We start from the raw sequence: 22,744 nt of genomic DNA, 5'->3' as shown, positions 1-22,744 counted from the left end.
GAGGGGGCTATAGCCCCCTCTATTCTGTTTGGGGTATTCACTAAATTACTCCCGCACGGATATCCAATCGCTAATCTTTACAAGTTCCTTGTTTTTCACTGTCATGAAATAAAGTGAATACTTACCTGCGCGCTCATTAGGTCCGTAAGAAATGTCTTTGGCCACATAACCGTTCCAGCCATTGAATGTTTCTAACGCCCATACTATGGCGTCTCGTGTGGGATATTGCCCAGCTCTGCGTAACGCTTCCACGAATATCTCTGCTGCTACGAAGCCAGCAACAGCATAAGAGAAGGTGAGTGGGTCGTCATTTGGATAATACTTGCCCCAGATCTCGAAGAATTTTTGTACTCCAGGATCGTTTAAGTTGGAAAAGTCCACCCAACCAGTTATGTACACGCCCTCAGCAGCATCGCCAGCCATGGCAGTAATTCCCGCATAAGAATATGGCAGGATGATTTTCTGAGTGAGACCCAGTGATTTTGCAGTTTTAACGGCGTTTGCTCCAGCAGATGTATTCGCAGGTGCATAGAGGAAAATAACTTCAGCACCAGAATTCTTAATCCTGGTTAAATAAGAAGTGAAGTCGGTTTCTGTGCCAGGGAAAGAGGATGAGTAGACCAGACTTCCACCATATTTCTTTACGCCTTCTTGTACGCCCTGAGCACCTTCTTTGCCGGCATCATCGTTTTGGTACAGGAGCGCAAATTTACTTGTGTTCAGGTTTTGCCTAGCGAATTTCACAAATGCTTGACCTTCGGTCATGTAGTTGGGCTGCACTGCAAAGACGTACTTCTTTGGTGGATAGGCGAAGGCAGAAGCACCACCACCTTGATACACGAAGGGAACACCTTTCTCATTGAGGTAATCCATGACTGCTAGGCAACCTGGGGTGCCAAGACCGCCTACTACGGCGAATACTTTATCTTCTTCAACAAATTTCTTTACTGCTGGAACAGTAAGCGCTGGATTCATTTGGTCGTCAGCAATGATCACTTTTATTTTTCTTCCGTTAACACCACCCTGGTCATTTATCCAGTTGATGTAGGATTGTAAACCGTGATAAAATGGGATTCCAATTACTGCTAATGGCCCAGATAGTGCCGAAAAAGAACCTATCTTGATTTCCTTGTCAGTGATCCCGGGGATGGCATAGCTTGGTTTTGCACTAACATAGATCATTTTCTTTTGCGCTTCGTAGTAAACATTAAGGCCCAAAGCCTCTGAGATGAAACGTACGGGTACCATGGTTCTAGAGTTCTTTATGTAGGGGGCAGCGTCTAAGGTGTATGCTTTCCCGTCCACAGTTGCCGAAGTCTTGCCTATAGTGAGTTGTATGGTTTTTCCGTCAGATTTGATGGTCACGGTTTTGGTTGCTGGATCCCATCCCACATTTGCTCCGAATGCTTCGGCTATGAACCTCACGGGGACAAATGTTCTCGCATTTATGATCTCTGGAGCGACTTCCATTTGATAGCTCATGCCGTTAAGCTGATACCATTTAAACCCCACCGCCATGACCAAGAACATCTCTTTTTGGGCTTTTGCTTTAGGAATTCCAACAAGGAAGCCCATACAGAGTGCCACTACGAGAAGGGAGGCGAACAGTTTCTTTAAGTTACTGAAGTTCTCTCCTAACAGAGTCTTTAAGACTCTTTTCATTTTATTTTCCCGCCTTTCTTCTTTACTCTTTTTCAGAGAACCAATCCTCCGTCGACGTGGAGGATATGTCCGGTAATGAAGGAAGCTTCGTCAGAAATGAGGAACAGAATCGCGTTAGCGACTTCCTTTGGTTCGCCCATGCGCCCCATGGGTGTTTTACCTATCATCTGGTCGAGAACTTTTTCAGGTACTTTGTCAGTCATGGGGGTCTTTATAAAGCCTGGTGCAACAGCATTCACTCTCATACCCTTTTTTGCGAACTCTTTAGCCCAAGTTTTGGTGAGTCCAATTACACCTGCTTTACTGGCTGCGTAATTGGTCTGTCCAATGTTGCCGTAAACTCCTACTACAGAAGAAATGTTTACTATGCAGCCGGAACCTCGTTCCATCATGTGAGGGGCAACTGCTTTGGTACAGTAGAAAGTACCTGTTAAATTTACGGCTATGACTCTGTCCCAATCCTCGATAGGCATCTTGGTTAAGAAGTTATCCCTGGTTATTCCAGCTATGTTTGTTAAGGCGTCTACTTTGCCGAAATCGTTTATGACTTGTTCGACTGCATTCGAGACCTGTTCAAAGTTCGATACATCTACTTTGTAGGATTTGCATTGTACGCCAAGGTTCTTTATCTCTTCTTCAAGTGGCTTTAAGTTTGTTTCGTCAATGTCAAATAGAGCTACATGGCCTCCTTCGCGAGCCACAGCTAGTGCTGTTTCTCTGCCGATACCACCACTGGCTCCAGTTATGATAACGACTTTGTCTCTTACACGTTCCATGCGTTTTCCCCCTTTACTTGGTTTTACTCATACCCACCTGAACAAGGCAGAGCTCATTACGTAGCCCACTCCTGAAGTGCAGAACGCTACCAGGTCACCTTTCTTTATCTTTCCTTCATTTAGCGCGTCTTCAAGTGCCATGAAGGCACAAGCAGAACCTGTATACCCGTACTTATGCATAATCCAGTGTGTTTTTTCAAGTGGTAAGCCTAGGTTTTCCATGGTCTGTTCAATATCGGCTAGGCGAACCTGGGTAAGAATTACCATATCTAGGTCTTTCTCAGTGTACCCAGCTTTTTTGAGACTCTTCCTAATCACGTCAGGCCAGTGGCCGTAGTTTACATCAGGTGGATACTTGTGAAAGTTTGGGTGGAACCTGAGTAAGTGTTCTTTCTTTTCCACCATCTCCTTCGTTACTGGGTACTTTGTCCCCACATATACACCGTATCCATCCCAGTACTGTCCGTCAGCCACAATGGTTGAAGTGATGTAACCTGGCTCATTGCTCACTGTTACTATGGCCGCTGAAGCGCCATCGCCAAGCATGGGGGCCAGCACCTTGTTGTCCCAGTCAAGCCACTTAGACATGGCATATGGGGCGACCACAAGTACATTGTTTATGGTTTTGTCCAACATAATATGCTGAGACGCAATGCTGAGCCCAATGGTGGCGTCGGCGCATGCCCCGTTTATGTCGAACGCTCCGGCATTTGAAGCGCCTAGTTTGTAAGCAATGGCAGGTGCAGTGGGCGGTGTAACGTAGTCGGGAGTGTCAGTTGTCATTATAAGCAAGTCAATATCTTCAGGTTTCATGTTGGCTTTTTCCAAAGCTGCTTCTGCTGCTTTTACTCCCATATCTGAGGCGCATTCATTCTCGGCAGCAATATGCCTTAGGGTGATTCCAGATAAATATGTGCTTACGTCGAATCCATAGCGTTCGCTGAGTTCTTCATTAGAAATAACTTTCTCAGGCAAATACATGCCCGTGGCCAGTATTTTTGCGTACCGCTGTTCCATTTACAATCCACCTCCAATAGTTACATGTTGTCCGAGATAAAATTCCTCAACGTGGCGACAAACTCTCCTGGTTTTTCAATGTGAGGAGAATGAGCCACGTCTTTGACAACGACTTCGTAGTACTTACCTCCATTTGACTTGTAATCCTCAAGAACTTTACGTGTCTGTTTAAGCATGGGCTGTGGCGGACAAACTTCGACGCCTGGGTAACCAGGTACAAGTCCCAGCTTACCGAGCGTTGCTATGTCGAAAAACGATTCATCAGCTACCACAGTATCGTGAGATCCTCGGATCCACAGTATGGGTGGTTTAACTGGCAAATCCACAATGGAGCTTGCGTTAAAGTACTTAGGAGACATAGCATTCAGTGGGCCAAATTTTCCCGGAGCAGTGAATGGCCAATTCGGTGATGGTACGAAATCTCCTGGATAAGCTTTCTCCCCGGTTTTGATTAGCAACAGTGAAAGGAGCAGATCTTTCTCTCTTTTTGCTCTGAAAGGTGGTTTGAAGTAGAAGTTATTCATGATAAACAATGGGGAAGCTTGGTCTTTCTCTGTTGTGTCGTGTTCTTTTATTCTCTGAATGAAATCCGGATTCACAGTACCCCCACCTGAACCAGCATAGTCCTCATAACAAGGAATTCCATTCTCGGTTTTGGTGCCACCAAAACCGTAAGGAGAGACAGGACAAATGAGTGTTAAACTGAGCACTTTGTCGGGGTGATCAAGGAGAAACTGCATTGCCGCTCCTCCTCCCATGGACCAACCGACAATGTGCAGCTTTTCGATGTTCATGGTGTCCAGAAGGGACGATAGATCATCAGACCAATCACACATTCCTCTGGTAGCATCGACCACTTTATCTTCGGTTTGCCCATACCCTCTTAGGTCAGGAGCGAAGCAGAAAAACTGATCGCTCAGGTCTACCATCACTTCTTCAAAAAAGGTTGCTCCAGATAAGTTTCCGTGAATAAACATGATTGGAGTGGCATCGCGGTTCTTGTTGAAATGGACGTGCATGTTGATGCGTTCCGTTTCAACAAATGTGGCTTCAATACCCTCGAGAACTGACGGAAGTTCCACAAAAAGCACCTCCTTCCTCACACGTGTTTTTGATAGGTGAGTCACCTATCACATAACAATGTAATTTTAAATCAATTTTGTGTAATTGTCAACATACTATTGTCTGTTTAGAAATGTACTTAACATACATAAACTCGAAAAGAAGCCGGCTAGACGTATTAGGGCGATGCACGGCGAAAGTTTTTGCAAATAATATGATCGTGTCTTTTTTGATTACAGTACTCTAAATCAGGCACCGTTAATTAATCGTAACCACGTAGATTGATGGAACCTGCAAAGCGTGAGCAAGATTGACAAAAGCAAAAAAGGTAGAATTGCCATTTCCAAGTTCGACAATTGTGCAGTTGTCCTGGTTTGGTTGATGGAATCAGTGTTGCGGAAATCAGGAATACTGTGACCATATAGGGAGAGTTGCAATGAACACACACAGAATAAGCAATACCATTTCCAGTACTATACCTCCTATTAAAGATATAAACGTTTGGCGAGGTTTGGTGCTAAGCAGCAGGCAGTTTCATGTGCTAATGCGCTAATCCTTGTTAATGGGGCAGTGTTTTTGTATTTGTTACTGTTACATGATGAACAGACACTGCAGTACCCAGAATTGCTACTCCCAGGATAGACGAACGCCTGTTTGTTTGATTCAAAAATGTAATCACTGAATTCTAGATGTTATGCACTCACATGGTGAAAAGTAGCGGCTGTCCTTTACTCGACAGCTTCGCTGGTGGCAAGTAGCGAAGACAATGCAGCTAATACTGAAGCGCCTGCACTTAAAAGGTAGGTGTAACGCAACCCTCTTAGGAAGAGAAGGCCATCGGAGATTGAGAATGTGGACTGACCAAGAATGGTGTGGGGAACAAAGCTGTAAAGAGTTAGGCTTCCGAAAGCGACGCCCAAAGCCATTCCCATGTTGCGTATCATGGAAAGCATGGCTGAGCCTATGCCCAAATACCTGTCAGGTAGTGTAACCATTACCGATTTGCTATTTATGGATTGGAACAAACCTGTTCCAAAGCCATATATGACAAGGGCAAAAGTAACGAGCAGAAAACTACTATCTGAGCCTGAAAACGCAAGCGCAACTATGCCTAAAGCAGATATAACAGATGATATGAAGCACAGAATGTTGTCTGATACTTTAGCATTAACAAACTGGCTAAGCAAGGAACTGAACATACTCATAAGTGGAAAAACAGTGACTATGAGCCCTGAAATGTGTGGCGGATAGCCAAGTAGGCGTTGTAAGTGAAATGGAAGGACAAAGGTCATCATAAACTGAGAAACAAAGGTAAAAAAGGAAGCTATTAAGCCAAAAGAGAAGGAACGATTTCTAAAAAGTTTTAGGTTAACTAAAGCATGAGGGTTTACTTGCTCGAGGTAAATGAACAGTATTAGTGCCAAAACAGAAACTGTTAGCAGAGCCTGATTAAATGGACTAAAACCATGAGTCGAAAAAAGGCTGACAAACAGTAAAAGTGTTGACGAAAACAAGAAGAACAATGCAGCTCCCAGGTAATCAACTTTTGCAACTGTGCCTTTGAAGTTAGGTATGTATTTGGCTGTAAGGAACATGCCAATCAAAGCTACAATGCCATCGACAAAGAATACCCAGCGCCAGCTCAAATAGTTTGTTAACAAGCCTGCTAACAATGGTCCTATTACCAGTCCCAAGGACACAGTGAAAATATTTATCCCCATGGCTCTACCAAGCTCATCAGGTGAGAAAACGGCGGTAATAATGGCGAAGACAACAGACATGATCATTGAAGCGCCTAGTCCTTGAAGAGCTCTGAGAATAATCAGTAAAGTGATGGATGGAGCAAAACCTGCCATGAAAGATGCAGCGCAGAACAGCCATAACCCCCACAGGAAAGGTTTTCTATAGCCAACAGCATCTCCTATTTTGCCGAAGAGAAGCATAGTAGCGCTCACCACTGTTAGGTTTACAACTGGTACCCACTGCACTACAGACATGGGGACACTAAAAGCGTCGCTTAATGTGGGAAGAACAACGTTAATCATGCTCCCATCTATGGGACCTATGATGTTCCCTATAAGAACGGCCCACAAAATGGCATAGCGATATACGGACATAGACTTTTGCTCTTCCATGCAAAAATGATACCGTATAACGAAAAAACAAAAAAGGAGAAGCACCCAGAAGATGCTTCTCCCTAATGCTATTTATGTTTGTAGCTCTATTATTCTTCCTGTAGGAAAGGATATGTCCAGCTCGTGGGGGGTATGAAGTTTTCTTTTATGGTTCTTGGCGAAATCCAACGGAGTAAGTTAAAGGGCGAGCCAGCTTTATCGTTGGTTCCGGAGCGGCGAGCGCCTCCGAAAGGCTGCTGACCAACTACGGCTCCAGTGGGCTTGTCGTTTATGTAGAAGTTACCTGCTGCGAAGCGTAGCACTTCATAGGCTTTATTAATAGCTTTTCTGTCATTGGCAAATATGCTACCAGTGAGTCCGTAAGGAGAGGTTTCATTGCAAAGTTGAAGAATTTCCTCATACTGGTTATCTTCATAGACATACACAGTTAGCACAGGTCCAAATATTTCTTCTTCCATGGTTACGAAATGCGGATCCTGGGTTTCAATTATGGTGGGTCTTATAAAGTACCCTTTAGTTTTATCTCCCTGACCGCCTGCGATGATTTTTGCTACATTGGAGTTCTTCGCTTTTTCTATGTAGCCCATGATCTTATCAAAGGCGGCTTCGTCGATTACAGCATTAACGAAGTTGCGGAAATCACGAACATCACCCATGAGAATAGATTCAGTTTGGTCCACAAGCTCTTGTTTTATTTCTTTCCACAGGGATTGTGGTATGTATGCTCTGGAGGCAGCAGAACACTTTTGTCCTTGGTATTCAAAAGCGCCGCGTATAAGTGCAGTTATAAGAGCTTTCGGATCGGCAGAAGGGTGTGCCACTACAAAGTCTTTACCACCAGTTTCGCCCACAATGCGTGGATAGGTTTTGTATGTGTCCATGTGTTCTACAATAGTTTTCCAGAAACCATCAAAGGTGGAAGTTGAACCCGTGAAATGCAAACCTGCAAAGTACGGATCATTGAAAACAACGTTGCTAATGTCGGGGCCTGAGCCTGGCACAAAGTTTATAACTCCATCAGGAAGACCAGCTTCTTTATAGAGTTGCATTAGGTAGTAATTGGACAGCACTGCTGTGGACGCGGGTTTCCAAACCACTACGTTACCCATAAGCGCAGGAGCAGTAGCCAAGTTCAATGCAATGGCAGTGAAGTTAAAAGGTGAGACTGCAAAGACAAAGCCTTCCAGTGGTCTGTAATCCATTCTGTTGAAACTGTCGCTAGAGGATACAGGTTCCCATTGGTTGATAAGTGAGGCAAAATAAGGGTTGTACCTAAGGTAATCTATACTCTCACATGCAGCGTCGATTTCGGCTTGATAGACGTTCTTACCTTGGCCAAGCATGGTAGCAGCATTTACTAAATGCCTGTATTTGGTGCTAAGAAGTTCGGCTGCTTTTAAAAATATGGATGCTTTGTCGATCCAAGACATGTTCGCCCAATCTTTTTTTGCTTCTAGAGCAGCTTCTATGGCCATTTTTGTTTCTTCTGGGCCAGCTTTGTGATAAGTAGCGAGAACGTGACCATGGTCGTGAGGCATTACTATTTTGCCTGTACGCCCTGTGTAAATTTCTTTTCCACCAATTATGAGGGGAATTTCTATGGTCGTGTTGCTTTGACGTTCTAACTCTGCTTTAAGCTGTGCCCTTTCTAGGCTCCCTGGGGCGTAGGAAAGAACAGGCTCATTTTTCGGAAATGGAATGTGAAAACCAGCATCGCTCATTGGTTATTACCTCCTTTTAAAGGTTAGTGTCTTCACCACCCTGTTCACATGTTACCAAATGTTGAACTAAAACTTAACTCAATTTGAATTGTGTAGCGATTATGCTGTCTATATGCATTCATATTTCACTTATCCAATCACGCAAATGTGAATATTATATCTAATTGTTCTAGGCAAAAAAGTTTATAAAATTACACAATCGTGGTATAAAATGTAAAGTGAGGTGAAGTAGTTTGACATTCTCGGTAGGACTTAGAGAATTTAATTAGTTAGAACCTTAAAGTCTAGTTTTTCCAACAAAACAATGTGCAGCCTTGTTGCATACATTCGATGTCACCTCAAATTGATTCTTAGCTAAACCGTTAGAAAGGAGTGGTTCTTTTGGTAGTGGAGGTTTTGGTTCCCGTACTCGGCTTGGGTGTGGAGAAAGTGGAAATTGTAAAGTTCTACAAGAAAGAAGGGGAAAGGGTAGAAAAAGGTGAGCCGTTAGTTCAGGTAATTACTTCAAAGATCACTACTGATATTGAAGCCCCGGCTACTGGTATTGTGAAGAAATTGTATGGTGCTGAGGGGGACCAAATTCCTGTTCAGCAGAAGATTGCAGAGATTGAAACGGAGGGGTAGCGAATGGTGAGATCTTTTGGAGAGAACGGAAACTAACAGTGAAGGGGGTAATGAAATGCTTTCAAACGAAGACTTAATGTGGATGTACAGAAAACTTGTTCTCCTCCGCCAAGCAGAGGAGAGATTAGTTCAGCTGTCCAATCAAGGTAAGGTTGGGACACTTCTAGCTGGTGTAGGTCAGGAAGCCATTCCAGTTGGTGCTGTAAAAACCATGGGATCTGACGACAAATGGGCACCGTCTCACAGGGGAGTCTGTGACATGGTGGTGAAGGACGGAGTGGAGCTCAAATACGTTTATGCTGAGGTTTATGGTAAAGCGACTGGTTACAACAAGGGCAAAGGTGGGTCAATGCACTTGGCTTCCTACAAAGACAACGTGTTGAATCTGGTTGGCATAGTAGGTGGAGGCATTCCTCTAGCAACAGGATCAGCTTTAGCTCAGAAAAAGCAAAAGACTGGTGGAGCAACTCTGTGTTTCTTTGGCGACGGAGCAAGCAACCAAGGTACCTTCCACGAATCTTTGAATTTAGCAGCTGTTTGGAAGTTACCAATTGTTTATGTAGTACAGAACAACCAGTACGCAATGACTACTGCAGCTTCATATGCGGTGTCTGTAAAGGACATATCAGAAAGAGCAAAAGGATACGGCATCCCTGGAATGACTGTGGATGGCAATGATGTTTTGGCTGTTTACGAAGCTGTTGATGAAGCTATGAAAAGAGCAAGGCAAGGTGAAGGTCCATCTTTGATTGAGTGCAAGACGTATAGGTGGTATGGCCACCATGCTGGGGCAGGGGCTGATGAACAAATGGGATGGATCTACAGACCTGCGGAGGAAGTTGAAGAATGGAAAGCAAAAGATCCCATACCCAGGTTTGAAAAGAAGCTTGTGGAACAAGGTGTACTTGACGAGAGCAAGAAGAAGGTCGTATGGGACGAAGTAAATGCCTACATTGAAGAAGCAGTACAGTTTGCAGAATCCAGTCCATGGCCAGATCCCGCAGAAGTGTACACTGACGTGTTCACTGACTATATACCTTCATAAGGGGGGACGAGTAATGAGCCAATTAATGTTTCTTCAAGCCATAAACCAAGCTCTCAGAGAAGAGCTTAGAAGAGACGAAAAAGTAATCCTAATGGGAGAAGACGTCCATACCGGTACCTTCGGCGAAACCAAAGGGATTTTTGAGGAATTTGGACCTGAAAGAGTTATGAGCACTCCAATTTCGGAAAGTGGTTTTACGGGAACTGCCGTAGGTGCAGCCATTGGAGGTATGAGACCAGTAGTTGAGTTTATGGTATCAGATTTCATGTTTGTTGCCATGGATCAGCTTGTCAACCAAGCAGCAAAGACCAGGTACATGACAGGTGGACAAGCTACGATTCCTGTTACTTTTATGGCTTTAAACATGGGTGGGGGGGCTGCAGGTCAGCACTCCGACAATACTGCTGCTTATTTTGTGCACACACCAGGGCTCAAGGTGGTTATGCCTTCAACCCCTTATGATGCCAAAGGACTGCTCAAGAGTGCCATACGTGATGATAATCCAGTCATTTACTTTATGGAATTTAAAGTGTTCATGAATCGAGAGGAAGTACCAGATGAAGATTACACAGTACCCATAGGAAAAGGAATTGTAAGAAGAGAAGGGAAAGACGTTACCATTGTTGGTGCTGGTTACGCGAATTACCTAGCCATGCAGGTAGCTGAGAAACTGGCGGGCGAAGGCGTATCAGTGGAAGTTGTGGACCCGCGGACACTTACCCCTCTTGACGAAGATGTAATCCTGGGGTCGGTTGCAAAGACTGGTAGATTGGTTGTATGTGACGATGATTGGAGGCAATGTTCCTTTGCTTCGGAAGTCTCTGCTGTGGTTGCGGAAAAAGGATATGTATATTTAAAAGCTCCTATTAGAAGAGTAACTAGAGCTCAAGTACCTGTCCCGCATTCTCCTGTGCTTGAAAGGGAAATGCTCATAAGCGAAGAAAAACTGATCAAAGCAGTTAAGGAAATACTACAGTAAGGAATTAGGCAGATAGCCATGAAGGGAGTAGAAATGTTTGACGCACTGTTACATGCTCCCTTCATGGGTTTTGCACATGAGATATGTACAGGATGCTGTAATTGTAATCATAGTCGTTGCGTTGCGGTGTGGGTGAGATTTAGAATGCTGTTATTGATGCTGGTTTAAGTATTGTCACTATGCTCTTATATGTTCAAGTCCTTGGCTTTCTTGTGATCCCTGCTGTGTTTTAAGTACCTTTCGAAGCTTCCGATAATGTTCTTATAAAAGCTGTTCTGTTGAACGGGGAAAGTGAGATCTCGAGCGTTAGCGGATTACTGAGATCCTGGCTTTTGCTTGGTGAGAGAACAAGTTTTTTCTTGAGCACAAGATTGTCCAGAATGGAAAGGAGATGTTTGCCTATGATCTGATGCCTGCGAAAGTTAAAAGCAAAAAGTAAAGGGGGTAATTAAATGTTGTCCAATGAAGATCTTATTGAAATGTATGAGAAGATGGTTCTTTTGCGCCAGGCTGAAGAAAAACTTGTAGAACAATCCTCTAAAGGAAAGGTATGGACACTGTTGGCTGGCGTAGGACAAGAGGCAATTCCAGTGGGAACTGTGAAGGCGTTAGGACCAGAAGACTACTGGGAGATTTCACACAGGGGTACTAGTGACGCTGCGGCACGGGATGGTGTTGATCTGAAACGTTTGTTTGCCGAGGTACACGGGCGAGCTACCGGGTACAGTAAAGGTAAAGGCGGCAACATGCACGTTGAGGCGTTTGAAGCTAAAGTGCTTCCTATGTTGAGTATTGTAGGCGAGTCCATTCCTGTTTCTGCAGGTGTTGCTCTGGCGCAAAAAATGAAGAATACTGGCGGAGCTACGATTTGTTTCTTTGGTGATGGTGCTTCTAACCAGGGAGTCTTCCATGAAGGTCTTAACCTTGCCACTATATGGAGGTTACCTGTAGTCTATTTGGTTCAGAATAACCAATATGCCGTGTCAACCCCAGCTTCTTACGCAGTTTCCGTGAAGAACATTTCTGAAAGAGCGAAAGGTTATGGAATACCGGGAGTAACAATTGACGGAAACGATGTACTGGCCGTTTATGAGGCGGTTAGCGAGGCGTTGAAGAGAGCAAAAGAAGGTGAAGGTCCTACTTTAATTGAGGCTATCACATACAGGTGGTACGGCCATCATGCGGGGGCGGGAGCCGACGAACAAATGGGGTGGATCTACAGACCTGAGGAAGAAGTTGAAGAGTGGAAGAAAAAAGATCCTGTCGCGAATTTTGAGAAAAAGCTGATGGCTCAAGGAATACTTACCGAAGAGAAGAAAACACAGATTTGGGACAAAGTGAATAAGCAGGTTGAAGAAGCCGTAGAGTTCGCGGAGTCCAGTCCATTCCCGGATCCGAGTGAAGCTTTCACAGATGTTTACACGGATCTTGTTCTTCCTTAGAAAGACTCACGGTAATATGTCAATACCCTAAAACTGGAAAATAAAATTATCAGGGCAAAAAAAGACAATAATATCCCTAGCCAATTAGTATGGGAAAAATTGGCACAGAAGAGGTCAAATAAGTTTTAAAAACAAAATTAACTCCTCACCGTCCCCTTGTAGATTTGGCCTTTGCTCAGCAGCGCAAAGACCAGCCTAACCAGTTTGCGGGCAGTCAATACCAGCGCCCTCTTATGCTGGTGCTTTTGCACCTCCTGATACTTGGTCTGGTAATAGGCCTTGTATTCCTCGTTGTGCACCCGCAACGAGTTTGCGGCCATGACCAAGTAATAGCGGAGGTATTTGTTCCCGCTCTTTGTCAAACGACGCTCTTCAGCGTCAAAATCGCCCGACTGATAACGGGTCCAGGTGAGGCCGGCATACTGAGCAAGAGAGGCTTCGTTCTTGAAACGCTTGATATCGCCTATTTCAGCGATTATTCCTGCAGCCGACACCTCGCCTAAACCCTTAACCGTAGTGAGAGTTTGAGGAATAGCCTTAAGCTCTCTGGAAATGACCTTATCAAGGCTTTTAATCTGCCTTTTGAGATGCTCAATGTTTTGAAGAGTAAGGGAAAGAGCTATCTCGCAGACCTGCTGCATTTTAGAGTTTAGGCGGTAAGCGCGCCTTGCGGCTTGCTTTAAGGCACTGGCGATTTCCTCAGAATTAGCGAACCTGTTTTTTCCGTGGGACTGAATAAACTCCGCCAGTTCTTCTACGGATATTTGAGCTATCTCATCAGGAGTAAACTCTTTCAGGACCTCAACAGAAGCCTTGCCGAAGGCATTGCTGAAAGGGTTGTCCTGTTTGTAATTAGAAAACCTCAAAAAGATGAGATTCAAAGCCCGATTTTTCTCCTCAACGAGGAGGTCGACAAGGTGTAATCTGAGCCTTGTAAGCTGGCGCAAAGGTGCTGTAACAGAAGCCTCATGGCTGTAGGGTGTAAGATGTCCGAAGCGTAACCTTTCAGCGATTATATAAGCGTCAATAGCATCGGTTTTAGGAAGTCTGGAGCCGAAAGCCTTTTTAAAGCCAGCCACAAGAGAAGGGTTAATTTCATACACCTGGACCGAAAAAGGCTTTAACTGAGGGGCATCCATAAGGAAATCTCGGAGTGGGACACTGAAGATGGAAGTAGCTTCTAATCCGAGATTAAGCTGGGAGACATTGGACTTAGCTGCTAGGGAAACTACAGCGTTTATCAACTCATTTGCGCCCTCGGCATTATTAGGGAAAGACCTAGCGGGAGAAAGCTGATTACCATTTTCATCGATGCAAATGATGTCCAGCTTAGAGGTGCTGACATCGATGCCTGCGAAGATGACCTGAGCCAACGGATATCCCTCCTTGAGTTGGCCAGGAGTAGGGGCGTGCCCTGCGGGTGCAGTACCTAACAGCCTCGCGGGCGATAAGAGCTTGACAGGACAACCGGGGGTGCACCCCTGGCCTGCTGACTCCAGGGGCCGGAAGGCCTGCTGGCTCGGCTCACGAGTAAGAAACTAGTACTGCACCGCAGGGGTCTCACTCTTAACTGAGTAGGCCATATTTGTGGGCTACAGGGGGGATTAAGAGTGACCCCAGACCAACCCAAATTAATTTTCGCAAAGGCACACCTTATTATCAAGAAGCTATAAAAACTTCTTGATAATTTCTAAGACATATTATACGAGGGGGATTCAAGTGAACTGGATTTTTGCTTTTTTGATACTGGGAGGGATTTTAGCCGCCGCTTGGAACGGAAAGCTGGATTCAATAACTCCCGCTGCACTGGAAGCTGCAAAAACCGCCATTGAGAGGGCGATAAGTCTCATGGGAGTCGTGGGTTTTTGGCTTGGGATAGCAAAAGTGGCGGAAGAATCAGGGCTTATAGATAGTATCAGCAGGTTTATCGCGCCTTTATTCAGGTGGCTTTTCCCCTCCATACCCAAAGGTCACCCGGCCATGGGGAGCATATTGATGAACTTGAGCGCCAATATGCTGGGGTTCGGCAACGCAGCGACGCCTTTCGGACTTAAAGCTATGAAGGAACTGCAAACCCTAAATCCCAATCCCGATACCGCAACGGAGGCCATGTGCACATTCCTTGCCATAAATACATCCAGCGTGACGCTGGTACCCGCGACGATAATAGCTCTAAGGGCTGCGGCCGGTTCTAAAAATCCATCGGAAGTGCTGGGGGCCATTCTCTTTGCCACTACCTGTTCCACCCTGGTTGCAGTTGTTGCCGACTATGCTTTCAGGCTCCTTTACCGGAAAATCGAAAGAAGGAGGTAAGGAATTTGGCGGAGCAAATTTCAATTTCTTCCTGGATAATTCCCGTTGTGATGGCGGCGGTCTTTTTACACGGTTTGATAAATAACGTCAGGGTATTTGAAGTGTTTACACAAGGAGCCCAGGAAGGTTTGCAGCTTGCCGTAAAGCTTGTTCCCTATCTTTTGGGGATTTACGTTGCCGTCAGCATCTTTAGGGAATCGGGAGCCGTAGATTTGATGGTGAAAGTTTTAAATCCTGTCATCCGGCTTTTGGAGATTCCGGCCGATGCCCTCTTCTTGTCTATAGTGAGAACCCTGTCGGGACCGGCGGCACTCAGCATGATGGTAGAAATTTTTGACACCTACGGTCCAGATTCGTACATGGGAAGGCTGGCGTCCACGCTGATGGGGTCTACCGATACCACCTTTTATATAATAGCAATCTATTTTGGTTCGGTAGGCATCAAAAAGACGAGGTACGCCGTTCCCGTGGGAATTATGGCGGATTTTGCAAGCCTGCTGGCATCGGTATACATAGTAAAACGATTGTTCGAATAAAGGAAGAGACATAACCTTCAAAATGCCGGAATAAATTTAAAGTGGATCATTGCTTGGAGGGAAGAAAAATGACGGCATCGTGGAACACCGATCTAAAAAGAGGTTTGTCAAGCAGGGAGATACCTTTAAAGAAAAAACTCTTCGGAGAAAACGTAATCCATGAAAGTCGGAAAAAATCACCCGCAATCCTTTTCATCAACCAGTTTAAAAGCACCATCACCCTGGTGCTTTTAGGAGCAACAATAGTATCGTATTTTTTGGGCGAGATGGCCGATGCTGCGGCCATCACTGCAATTATCGTATTAAACGGCTTTATGGGGTTCATACAGGAATACCGCACCGAAAGAGCTCTAGAGGCTTTGAAAGAAATGGCGGCTCCCGTAGCCAGGGTAGTGCGCGATGGGAAGATACAAGTAATCCCGGCTAAAGAGGTGGTGCCGGGCGATGTAGTGATACTGGAGACCGGTGATAAAGTACCGGCCGACGGGGAACTTTTTGAGGCTGAAAATCTTAAAGTGGACGAATCCATGCTTACGGGAGAATCGGTACCTGTGGAAAAAAGCGTAGAAAGCAGGGAGCTGGAAACCTTGAAAATCCACCGTTCGAATTTGGTATTCATGGGGACCATGGTGGTAAGCGGCAGGGGTAAAATGGTGGTGACGCAAACAGGAATGAATACGGAAATGGGCAAAATCGCCGGAATGATGGAAGGCGTCGAGGAAGAGCAAACCCCACTTCAAAGGCGGCTGGATGACCTTGGCAAGCAGCTCCTCGTCCTTTGCCTTTTGTTATGCTTTATGGTCGCGATGTTAGGGGTTCTGAGGGGCGAGGAGATTTACCAGATGTTCCTTTTTGGTGTAAGCCTTGCCGTAGCTGCAATACCCGAAGGATTGCCCGCCGTGGTCACGATGGTGCTCGCTATGGGAGTTCAGCGGATGGTGAAAAAGAATGTGCTGGTGAGAAAACTTACGGCCGTAGAAACCCTGGGGTGTGCTACAGTTATTTGCAGCGATAAAACCGGCACCCTTACGGAAAACAGGATGACCGTGAGGAAAATCTATGTGGATGGCGAAACGGTGATGGTAACAGGAAGCGGCTACAGAATTGAAGGGGACTTCATTACAAACGATGGCCGGCTGCTTAAAAAAACTTCTCCTTCAATGGAAAAACTGCTCAGGGTTGCGGTTTCATGCAATAACGCTGAACTTGGTGAGCAAAAGTCCGGAATTTTTGGCTTTGGAAGGCCAAAGGAGATGGTGCCCGCCGGAGACCCTACGGAAGTTGCCCTTTTGGTTGCGGCTGCAAAGGCCGGAATTTTTAAAAATGACGTTGAAAGGACTTACAAAAGGATAAGGGAAATTCCTTTCGATTCGGAACGGAAGCGAATGTCGGTGGTGGTGAAAAACCAAAAGGGGGAGCTATTCCTGTTCATAAAAGGAGCTATGGACGTAATTCTGGAACTTTGCGATGGTATAGAAGAAAATGGAAATGTTAAAAAGATGACTTTATCAGAAAAGAGAAAAATATCCCGGATAAACGAGGATATGGGAAGGGAAGCCTTGAGGGTCCTGGCGTTTGCCTACAGAAAATTAAACAGTACTCGGGACTTAAGCGAAAATATCGAGACCGGTTTGATTTTTCTAGGCTTGATGGGAATGATAGATCCGCCGCGACCCGAAGCGGCTTCAGCCGTCGAAAGGTGCTTTGCCGCAGGGATAAAGCCTGTAATGATAACGGGTGATCACCGCGCCACCGCTTGGGCTGTGGCAAAAGAACTGAACATGATGGGCAAAGGTGGGAGGATAATAACGGGCCAGGAACTTGACGAAATGTCCGAATCCGAGTTTTTAAAATGTATAGATGATATTTCGGTGTACGCCCGAGTGACTCCCAAGCACAAGTTGAGAATAGTTCGAGCGCTAAAAAAGAAGGGCCATGTGGTTGCCATGACCGGTGACGGAGTGAACGACGCTCCTGCGGTAAAGGAAGCGGATATAGGTATTTCAATGGGCAAAACAGGCACCGATGTGACGAAGGAAGCTTCGGCGATGATACTGCTGGATGACAATTTTGCAAGCATCGTATCCGCCGTGGAAGAAGGGCGTATCATTTACGACAACATCCGAAAATTCATACGTTACTTGCTCTCCTGCAATATCGGAGAAGTGCTGACGATGGTGTGGTCGTCGCTCCTGGGGATGCCGCTGCCGCTTTTGCCCATACAGGTACTGTGGATGAACCTTATAACCGACGGCCTGCCGGCCATTGCATTGGGAGCGGACCCGCCCGAGAGGGATGTGATGAACCGCAAACCCCGAAAAAGACAGGAAGGTATTTTTTCCGGCGGCATGGGACGGAAAATATTTTACAGGGGGTTTTTTATAAGCCTTGCCACCATGGCTTCATACCTGATATCCTGGTATTACGGCGGCACCGGGATAGACTTCTCAAGAACGGTGGCTTTTTCCACCCTGGTGATGTCCCAGCTCATATTTGCCTTTGAATGCAGGGAAGAAAACGCCACCTTATGGGGGAAAAATCCGTTCTCGAATCTCTTCCTCACGCTGGCTGTAATAATTTCGGCGGCAATGCTTTTTGGAGTTGTCTACGTGTCGTCGCTTCAGGTTATCTTCCACACCGTGCCGCTTGATGGAAAAATGTGGCTTTTGATTCTGGCCCTCTCCGGGCTGGGTGCGGTCCTGTGAAAAATATATTTTAAAATTGAGGAGGAATTTTGAAAGTTTTGTGGAAATTATAATATAAAAGTGGCCGGGAGGTTTTAAAATGATTAAACATCTTGATTTTTCCATAAATCTTTACACGGAGGGGGAAAAGTTCTTCGATGTGTTAAAAGCCGTCATAAGGGATTCAAAAAAATCCAACTGGCCTCACGAAAGGGAGAGAGCTTGTTATGCCGAAGATTTATTTAAAAGAGCTCTTGAAACTTTTGATGAGGCCATTCATTTTGCCGAAAACAGGGTCCAGGAAGGACTTTGCATCGAGCACGACCTGAAGTTAATAGGGGAATTGAAAGCTAAGAGGGATTACTGGAAAAAGAAACTGGAAGAGCTGTCCGAACTTGCAAAATGTTAGGTCGAAGGGGTGATAAAGTGAAGCTTGTTATGGGAGACATAACGAAGGCCGAGGCCGACGTTATAGTAAATGCGGCAAATGGCATCGGACCCATGGGCGGCGGCGTAGCCCTGGCAATAAAGAAAGCCGGCGGGAAAGTGATTGAAGACGAAGCCATAAGGGTCTGCAGCCAGCTCGACCCCCGGCCGGGAGACGTTTACGTTACCACCGCCGGCGGATTGAAAGCCAAGTACATCTTTCACGCAGTGACCATGAAGAGGCCGGCGGAGCCGTCCAGCGTAGAAATTGTAAGGAAATGCCTTCAGTCGCTCCTCGAGAAAGCCCGGGAAATGAAAGTTAAATCCATGGTTCTGCCGGCGCTGGCTACAGGCGTCGGAGGCGTCCCCAAAAAGGATGTGGCAAAAGTTTATAAGGAAGTTCTCGGTGATGTAAAGGATATAGACATTACGGTGATGGACGTGAGCGGTGAGTTCATAAAATACCTGGAAGAGGAATTGAAAAAAGCCCCTTGAAGGGGGCTTTTTTAATTGATTCATAAATATCGAACGCTGCAATTGAAGATACTAAGATTGAAGACAAAAAAAGGGGAGGAAAGTGCGAATGGGAAGTGTTCGGAAAAAAGGGGAAGAATCGAAAGGAAAGCTGGTGCCACCGTTGGATAGAAGGAGGGTCACAACAGTTGAAGATAGTAATGCAAAAGGGTATAATTTCGATTAGATGATAACTGACATTATTAGGCCGGGAGGTATCGTTATGGCAAAAGTTACTTTCAAAGCTAAAACGGAGTGGAAAGGCGGAATGGTAGCCGAAGGAACCGCCAGGGGATTCAAAGTCACCGTTGACGAACCCAAAGGGCTCGGCGGGACCGACACCGCCATGAATCCTGTGGAAATGCTACTTTGCTCTTTGGGAGGCTGCATGGCGATAGTAGCCAGCGCATTTGCTCCGATGTGCGGCGTGGAGTTGAAAGGATTTTCCGTGGACCTTGAAGGGGACCTCGACCCAGATGGTTTTCTTGGGAAAAACCCGAACGTAAGGAAAGGTTTTTCCGAGATACGTTATAAAATGCACATAGTTTCCGATTCCCCGGAGGAAAACGTAAAAAAACTTTACGAGCTCATACAGGAAAGATGCCCCGTAAAGGACACTTTAAAAGGTGTTCCAGTTAACGGCGATATGGTTATCGAAAAATAAGATTCAAAGTCCGAAGCCTGTCGGAGTTTAATCCGGCAGGCTTTTTGACATTGACACAAATGAGCGGGTAAATTAAACTATAAGTAGCTTAAAATGGTTTTGGAAAAAGGTGGATTTAAGCCATGACGAGAGACGGTTCTCTAAACGAGCTTTTGCTGTTGCTTCTTTCGAAAAAGAGCAGTTACGTTTCCGGTGAGGAAATAAGCGAAAAATTTGGAGTCAGCCGCACCGCCGTATGGAAGCAGGTAAACCATTTAAGAAAGCTCGGATACGAAATAGATTCGGTGCCGAGGGTGGGATATTGCCTGAAGAGGTCGCCGGATTTGCTTTTGCCTGAAGAAATTATACAAAATAGCCGCCTCGAATTCCTGGCCCGCAAAATTTACTACTACCCTTCGATAGGTTCTACCAACGATGAAGCAAAAAAGTTAGCTCAGAATAGAGCACCCCACGGGACGCTGGTGATTGCGGAAGAGCAGACGGGGGAAAAGGGAGGTTGGGAAGGACCTGGATATCACCGCCCCGGGAAGGAATATGGTTGTCGATAATTCTAAGGCCTTCCCTGGAACCCTACGAAGCGCCCCGGATTACCATGACCTGTGCGGTAGCGGCTGCAAAAGCGATAAGGAAAGTCGCCGGAATAGATTGCCGGATAAAATGGCCGAACGACCTTCTGGTGGAGGGCAAAAAAGTGGCTGGGATTTTGACGGAAATGAGCGCCGACATGGACAGTATCAATTTTGTGGTAACTGGAATAGGTATCAATGTGAATAACACGGATTTTCCGGCGGAAATTAAAGAAACGGCTACGTCCTTGAAACTTGCGTCCGGAAAGAATGTGGACCGATTGAAAATTTTAACCGAATTTCTTTCGCAATTTGAGGGATTCTACAGAGACCTTGAGAACGGTGATTTTGAAAAGATACTGGGGGAATGGAGGGAACTTTCCTGCAATCTGGGAAAGCGCGTCAGGATAATTGGCAGGAATTCCGAATTAGAAGGGATAGCCCTAGATGTGGATAGCGATGGCGCATTATTGGTTAAAACCGATGGGGGCACTGTAGAAAGGGTTTTAAGCGGCGATGTGTCGCTCAGGGAATAAATAGAGATTTTCGGGCTCACAATAATAATGGAGGTGCATTTGGGTGGACGAACGGCAGAAGCAGATAGAGGAAATATTGGACTTTGTGAGCCACCATAAAAATTCCCTGGCAAGCATCAATATATGCGCTCGCCTATTGGGAGACAAATTTATCCAAGTTGACGATGAGGTTATTCAGGAGTTAAAGGTGAAGCTTCCGCGAGCTGACAGCGAAGAACTCGAATCTTTTTATTATATGATAAAATAAATGAATGACTGAAAAAGCTTTCCTTTTGCAAGGAAGGCTTTTTATTTTTGTGCAGGAACTTTAAAAACGGCGATAGAATATAAATTAACTAACGTATTTTCCAATCATAAAATTAAGACTCACGGTAATATGTCAATACCCTAAAACTGGAAAATAAAATTATCAGGGCAAAAAAAGACAATAATATCCCTAGCCAATTAGTATGGGAAAAATTGGCACAGAAGAGGTCAAATAAGTTTTAAAAACAAAATTAACTCCTCACCGTCCCCTTGTAGATTTGGCCTTTGCTCAGCAGCGCAAAGACCAGCCTAACCAGTTTGCGGGCAGTCAATACCAGCGCCCTCTTATGCTGGTGCTTTTGCACCTCCTGATACTTGGTCTGGTAATAGGCCTTGTATTCCTCGTTGTGCACCCGCAACGAGTTTGCGGCCATGACCAAGTAATAGCGGAGGTATTTGTTCCCGCTCTTTGTCAAACGACGCTCTTCAGCGTCAAAATCGCCCGACTGATAACGGGTCCAGGTGAGGCCGGCATACTGAGCAAGAGAGGCTTCGTTCTTGAAACGCTTGATATCGCCTATTTCAGCGATTATTCCTGCAGCCGACACCTCGCCTAAACCCTTAACCGTAGTGAGAGTTTGAGGAATAGCCTTAAGCTCTCTGGAAATGACCTTATCAAGGCTTTTAATCTGCCTTTTGAGATGCTCAATGTTTTGAAGAGTAAGGGAAAGAGCTATCTCGCAGACCTGCTGCATTTTAGAGTTTAGGCGGTAAGCGCGCCTTGCGGCTTGCTTTAAGGCACTGGCGATTTCCTCAGAATTAGCGAACCTGTTTTTTCCGTGGGACTGAATAAACTCCGCCAGTTCTTCTACGGATATTTGAGCTATCTCATCAGGAGTAAACTCTTTCAGGACCTCAACAGAAGCCTTGCCGAAGGCATTGCTGAAAGGGTTGTCCTGTTTGTAATTAGAAAACCTCAAAAAGATGAGATTCAAAGCCCGATTTTTCTCCTCAACGAGGAGGTCGACAAGGTGTAATCTGAGCCTTGTAAGCTGGCGCAAAGGTGCTGTAACAGAAGCCTCATGGCTGTAGGGTGTAAGATGTCCGAAGCGTAACCTTTCAGCGATTATATAAGCGTCAATAGCATCGGTTTTAGGAAGTCTGGAGCCGAAAGCCTTTTTAAAGCCAGCCACAAGAGAAGGGTTAATTTCATACACCTGGACCGAAAAAGGCTTTAACTGAGGGGCATCCATAAGGAAATCTCGGAGTGGGACACTGAAGATGGAAGTAGCTTCTAATCCGAGATTAAGCTGGGAGACATTGGACTTAGCTGCTAGGGAAACTACAGCGTTTATCAACTCATTTGCGCCCTCGGCATTATTAGGGAAAGACCTAGCGGGAGAAAGCTGATTACCATTTTCATCGATGCAAATGATGTCCAGCTTAGAGGTGCTGACATCGATGCCTGCGAAGATGACCTGAGCCAACGGATATCCCTCCTTGAGTTGGCCAGGAGTAGGGGCGTGCCCTGCGGGTGCAGTACCTAACAGCCTCGCGGGCGATAAGAGCTTGACAGGACAACCGGGGGTGCACCCCTGGCCTGCTGACTCCAGGGGCCGGAAGGCCTGCTGGCTCGGCTCACGAGTAAGAAACTAGTACTGCACCGCAGGGGTCTCACTCTTAACTGAGTAGGCCATATTTGTGGGCTACAGGGGGGGATTAAGAGTGACCCCAGACCAACCCAAATTAATTTTCGCAAAGGCACACCTTATTATCAAGAAGCTATAAAAACTTCTT

The 22,744-nt window shown here is 45.6% G+C and carries 21 protein-coding genes; 13 read left to right on the top strand and 8 right to left on the bottom strand.

Annotated elements, in window-relative coordinates:
* Positions 1-45 precede the first annotated feature (45 nt).
* From COPRO5265_RS06525 to pruA, 6 genes are all read right to left on the bottom strand, one after another.
* Positions 46-1,662, bottom strand: coding sequence for an ABC transporter substrate-binding protein (locus COPRO5265_RS06525; RefSeq protein ID WP_012544717.1), 1,617 nt, complete (start codon positions 1,660-1,662; stop codon positions 46-48).
* Positions 1,663-1,694: 32 nt separating this feature from the next.
* Positions 1,695-2,438, bottom strand: coding sequence for a 3-oxoacyl-[acyl-carrier-protein] reductase (gene fabG / locus COPRO5265_RS06520; protein WP_012543783.1), 744 nt, complete (start codon positions 2,436-2,438; stop codon positions 1,695-1,697).
* Between the two features lie 27 nt (positions 2,439-2,465).
* The gene (locus COPRO5265_RS06515; RefSeq protein WP_012544824.1) at positions 2,466-3,455 is read right to left on the bottom strand and encodes a 3-oxoacyl-ACP synthase III family protein; all 990 of its coding nucleotides are present in this window, start codon (positions 3,453-3,455) and stop codon (positions 2,466-2,468) included.
* Between the two features lie 20 nt (positions 3,456-3,475).
* Positions 3,476-4,537, bottom strand: a complete 1,062-nt coding sequence (locus COPRO5265_RS06510; RefSeq protein ID WP_012543789.1) for an alpha/beta fold hydrolase — start codon at positions 4,535-4,537, stop codon at positions 3,476-3,478.
* A gap of 708 nt (positions 4,538-5,245) precedes the next feature.
* Positions 5,246-6,652 carry an MFS transporter gene (locus tag COPRO5265_RS06505; RefSeq protein WP_049750696.1) on the bottom strand — a complete coding sequence of 469 codons (1,407 nt, stop codon included), beginning with the start codon at positions 6,650-6,652 and terminating at the stop codon, positions 5,246-5,248.
* 89 nt (positions 6,653-6,741) lie between these two features.
* The gene (gene pruA / locus COPRO5265_RS06500; RefSeq protein WP_012543572.1) at positions 6,742-8,373 is read right to left on the bottom strand and encodes an L-glutamate gamma-semialdehyde dehydrogenase; all 1,632 of its coding nucleotides are present in this window, start codon (positions 8,371-8,373) and stop codon (positions 6,742-6,744) included.
* Between the two features lie 387 nt (positions 8,374-8,760).
* Between pruA and COPRO5265_RS06495 the strand changes: the two genes are divergently transcribed.
* The 4 genes from COPRO5265_RS06495 (at position 8,761) to COPRO5265_RS06480 (ending at position 12,463) form a co-directional block, all read left to right on the top strand.
* Entirely contained in the window at positions 8,761-8,997 is a 237-nt protein-coding gene (locus COPRO5265_RS06495) for a biotin/lipoyl-containing protein (protein ID WP_012544462.1), read from the top strand.
* Between the two features lie 55 nt (positions 8,998-9,052).
* On the top strand, positions 9,053-10,042 hold the full coding sequence (locus tag COPRO5265_RS06490) for a thiamine pyrophosphate-dependent dehydrogenase E1 component subunit alpha (RefSeq protein WP_012543536.1): 990 nt from the start codon (positions 9,053-9,055) through the stop codon (positions 10,040-10,042).
* Positions 10,043-10,055: 13 nt separating this feature from the next.
* On the top strand, positions 10,056-11,021 hold the full coding sequence (locus COPRO5265_RS06485) for an alpha-ketoacid dehydrogenase subunit beta (RefSeq protein ID WP_012544197.1): 966 nt from the start codon (positions 10,056-10,058) through the stop codon (positions 11,019-11,021).
* Between the two features lie 452 nt (positions 11,022-11,473).
* Complete coding sequence (locus tag COPRO5265_RS06480) at positions 11,474-12,463, top strand: thiamine pyrophosphate-dependent dehydrogenase E1 component subunit alpha (RefSeq protein WP_012543806.1); 990 nt, start codon at positions 11,474-11,476, stop codon at positions 12,461-12,463.
* Between the two features lie 137 nt (positions 12,464-12,600).
* On the opposite strand, the gene COPRO5265_RS06475 is transcribed toward COPRO5265_RS06480, so the two are convergent.
* Positions 12,601-13,836, bottom strand: coding sequence for an IS110 family RNA-guided transposase (locus COPRO5265_RS06475; protein WP_012544580.1), 1,236 nt, complete (start codon positions 13,834-13,836; stop codon positions 12,601-12,603).
* A gap of 346 nt (positions 13,837-14,182) precedes the next feature.
* Between COPRO5265_RS06475 and COPRO5265_RS06470 the strand changes: the two genes are divergently transcribed.
* From COPRO5265_RS06470 to COPRO5265_RS06435, 9 genes are all read left to right on the top strand, one after another.
* Entirely contained in the window at positions 14,183-14,776 is a 594-nt protein-coding gene (locus COPRO5265_RS06470; protein WP_012543614.1) for a nucleoside recognition domain-containing protein, read from the top strand.
* A 5-nt stretch (positions 14,777-14,781) separates the two neighbouring features.
* Positions 14,782-15,312 carry a spore maturation protein gene (locus COPRO5265_RS06465; RefSeq protein ID WP_012544203.1) on the top strand — a complete coding sequence of 177 codons (531 nt, stop codon included), beginning with the start codon at positions 14,782-14,784 and terminating at the stop codon, positions 15,310-15,312.
* 68 nt (positions 15,313-15,380) lie between these two features.
* On the top strand, positions 15,381-18,017 hold the full coding sequence (locus COPRO5265_RS06460; RefSeq protein ID WP_012543543.1) for a cation-translocating P-type ATPase: 2,637 nt from the start codon (positions 15,381-15,383) through the stop codon (positions 18,015-18,017).
* Positions 18,018-18,096: 79 nt separating this feature from the next.
* Entirely contained in the window at positions 18,097-18,405 is a 309-nt protein-coding gene (locus COPRO5265_RS06455) for a hypothetical protein (RefSeq protein ID WP_012543944.1), read from the top strand.
* Positions 18,399-18,917: a macro domain-containing protein gene (locus tag COPRO5265_RS06450; protein ID WP_012544773.1), complete on the top strand. Its 519-nt coding sequence runs from the start codon at positions 18,399-18,401 to the stop codon at positions 18,915-18,917. Before COPRO5265_RS06455 ends, COPRO5265_RS06450 begins: the two co-directional genes overlap by 7 nt.
* A gap of 241 nt (positions 18,918-19,158) precedes the next feature.
* Positions 19,159-19,599: an OsmC family protein gene (locus COPRO5265_RS06445; RefSeq protein ID WP_012543773.1), complete on the top strand. Its 441-nt coding sequence runs from the start codon at positions 19,159-19,161 to the stop codon at positions 19,597-19,599.
* 122 nt (positions 19,600-19,721) lie between these two features.
* Positions 19,722-20,147 carry a biotin operon repressor gene (locus tag COPRO5265_RS07585; RefSeq protein WP_201763822.1) on the top strand — a complete coding sequence of 142 codons (426 nt, stop codon included), beginning with the start codon at positions 19,722-19,724 and terminating at the stop codon, positions 20,145-20,147.
* The gene (locus tag COPRO5265_RS07580; RefSeq protein ID WP_236608203.1) at positions 20,138-20,701 is read left to right on the top strand and encodes a biotin--[acetyl-CoA-carboxylase] ligase; all 564 of its coding nucleotides are present in this window, start codon (positions 20,138-20,140) and stop codon (positions 20,699-20,701) included. The genes COPRO5265_RS07585 and COPRO5265_RS07580 overlap by 10 nt, the downstream gene beginning before the upstream one ends.
* Before the next feature lie 43 nt (positions 20,702-20,744).
* Positions 20,745-20,948 carry a hypothetical protein gene (locus tag COPRO5265_RS06435; protein ID WP_041735814.1) on the top strand — a complete coding sequence of 68 codons (204 nt, stop codon included), beginning with the start codon at positions 20,745-20,747 and terminating at the stop codon, positions 20,946-20,948.
* A gap of 250 nt (positions 20,949-21,198) precedes the next feature.
* On the opposite strand, the gene COPRO5265_RS06430 is transcribed toward COPRO5265_RS06435, so the two are convergent.
* Entirely contained in the window at positions 21,199-22,434 is a 1,236-nt protein-coding gene (locus COPRO5265_RS06430) for an IS110 family RNA-guided transposase (RefSeq protein ID WP_012544580.1), read from the bottom strand.
* Between the last annotated feature and the right edge of the window lie 310 nt (positions 22,435-22,744).

Source organism: Coprothermobacter proteolyticus DSM 5265 (genome assembly GCF_000020945.1).
GTDB lineage: Bacteria > Coprothermobacterota > Coprothermobacteria > Coprothermobacterales > Coprothermobacteraceae > Coprothermobacter > Coprothermobacter proteolyticus.
Note: the sequence above shows the minus strand (reverse complement) of the source record. Positions and strands in the feature narration are given on the sequence as shown.

Bases quoted from the DNA above. Each gene is read 5' to 3' on its own strand.
- COPRO5265_RS06525 (WP_012544717.1), bottom strand. From the start codon at position 1,662: ATGAAAAGAGTCTTAAAGACTCTGTTAGGAGAGAACTTCAGTAACTTA.
- fabG (WP_012543783.1), bottom strand. From the start codon at position 2,438: ATGGAACGTGTAAGAGACAAAGTCGTTATCATAACTGGAGCCAGTGGT.
- COPRO5265_RS06480 (WP_012543806.1), top strand. From the start codon at position 11,474: ATGTTGTCCAATGAAGATCTTATTGAAATGTATGAGAAGATGGTTCTT.
- pruA (WP_012543572.1), bottom strand. From the start codon at position 8,373: ATGAGCGATGCTGGTTTTCACATTCCATTTCCGAAAAATGAGCCTGTT.
- COPRO5265_RS06455 (WP_012543944.1), top strand. From the start codon at position 18,097: ATGATTAAACATCTTGATTTTTCCATAAATCTTTACACGGAGGGGGAA.
- COPRO5265_RS06450 (WP_012544773.1), top strand. From the start codon at position 18,399: ATGTTAGGTCGAAGGGGTGATAAAGTGAAGCTTGTTATGGGAGACATA.
- COPRO5265_RS06490 (WP_012543536.1), top strand. From the start codon at position 9,053: ATGCTTTCAAACGAAGACTTAATGTGGATGTACAGAAAACTTGTTCTC.
- COPRO5265_RS07585 (WP_201763822.1), top strand. From the start codon at position 19,722: ATGACGAGAGACGGTTCTCTAAACGAGCTTTTGCTGTTGCTTCTTTCG.
- COPRO5265_RS06505 (WP_049750696.1), bottom strand. From the start codon at position 6,652: ATGGAAGAGCAAAAGTCTATGTCCGTATATCGCTATGCCATTTTGTGG.
- COPRO5265_RS06485 (WP_012544197.1), top strand. From the start codon at position 10,056: ATGAGCCAATTAATGTTTCTTCAAGCCATAAACCAAGCTCTCAGAGAA.
- COPRO5265_RS06445 (WP_012543773.1), top strand. From the start codon at position 19,159: ATGGCAAAAGTTACTTTCAAAGCTAAAACGGAGTGGAAAGGCGGAATG.
- COPRO5265_RS06515 (WP_012544824.1), bottom strand. From the start codon at position 3,455: ATGGAACAGCGGTACGCAAAAATACTGGCCACGGGCATGTATTTGCCT.
- COPRO5265_RS06460 (WP_012543543.1), top strand. From the start codon at position 15,381: ATGACGGCATCGTGGAACACCGATCTAAAAAGAGGTTTGTCAAGCAGG.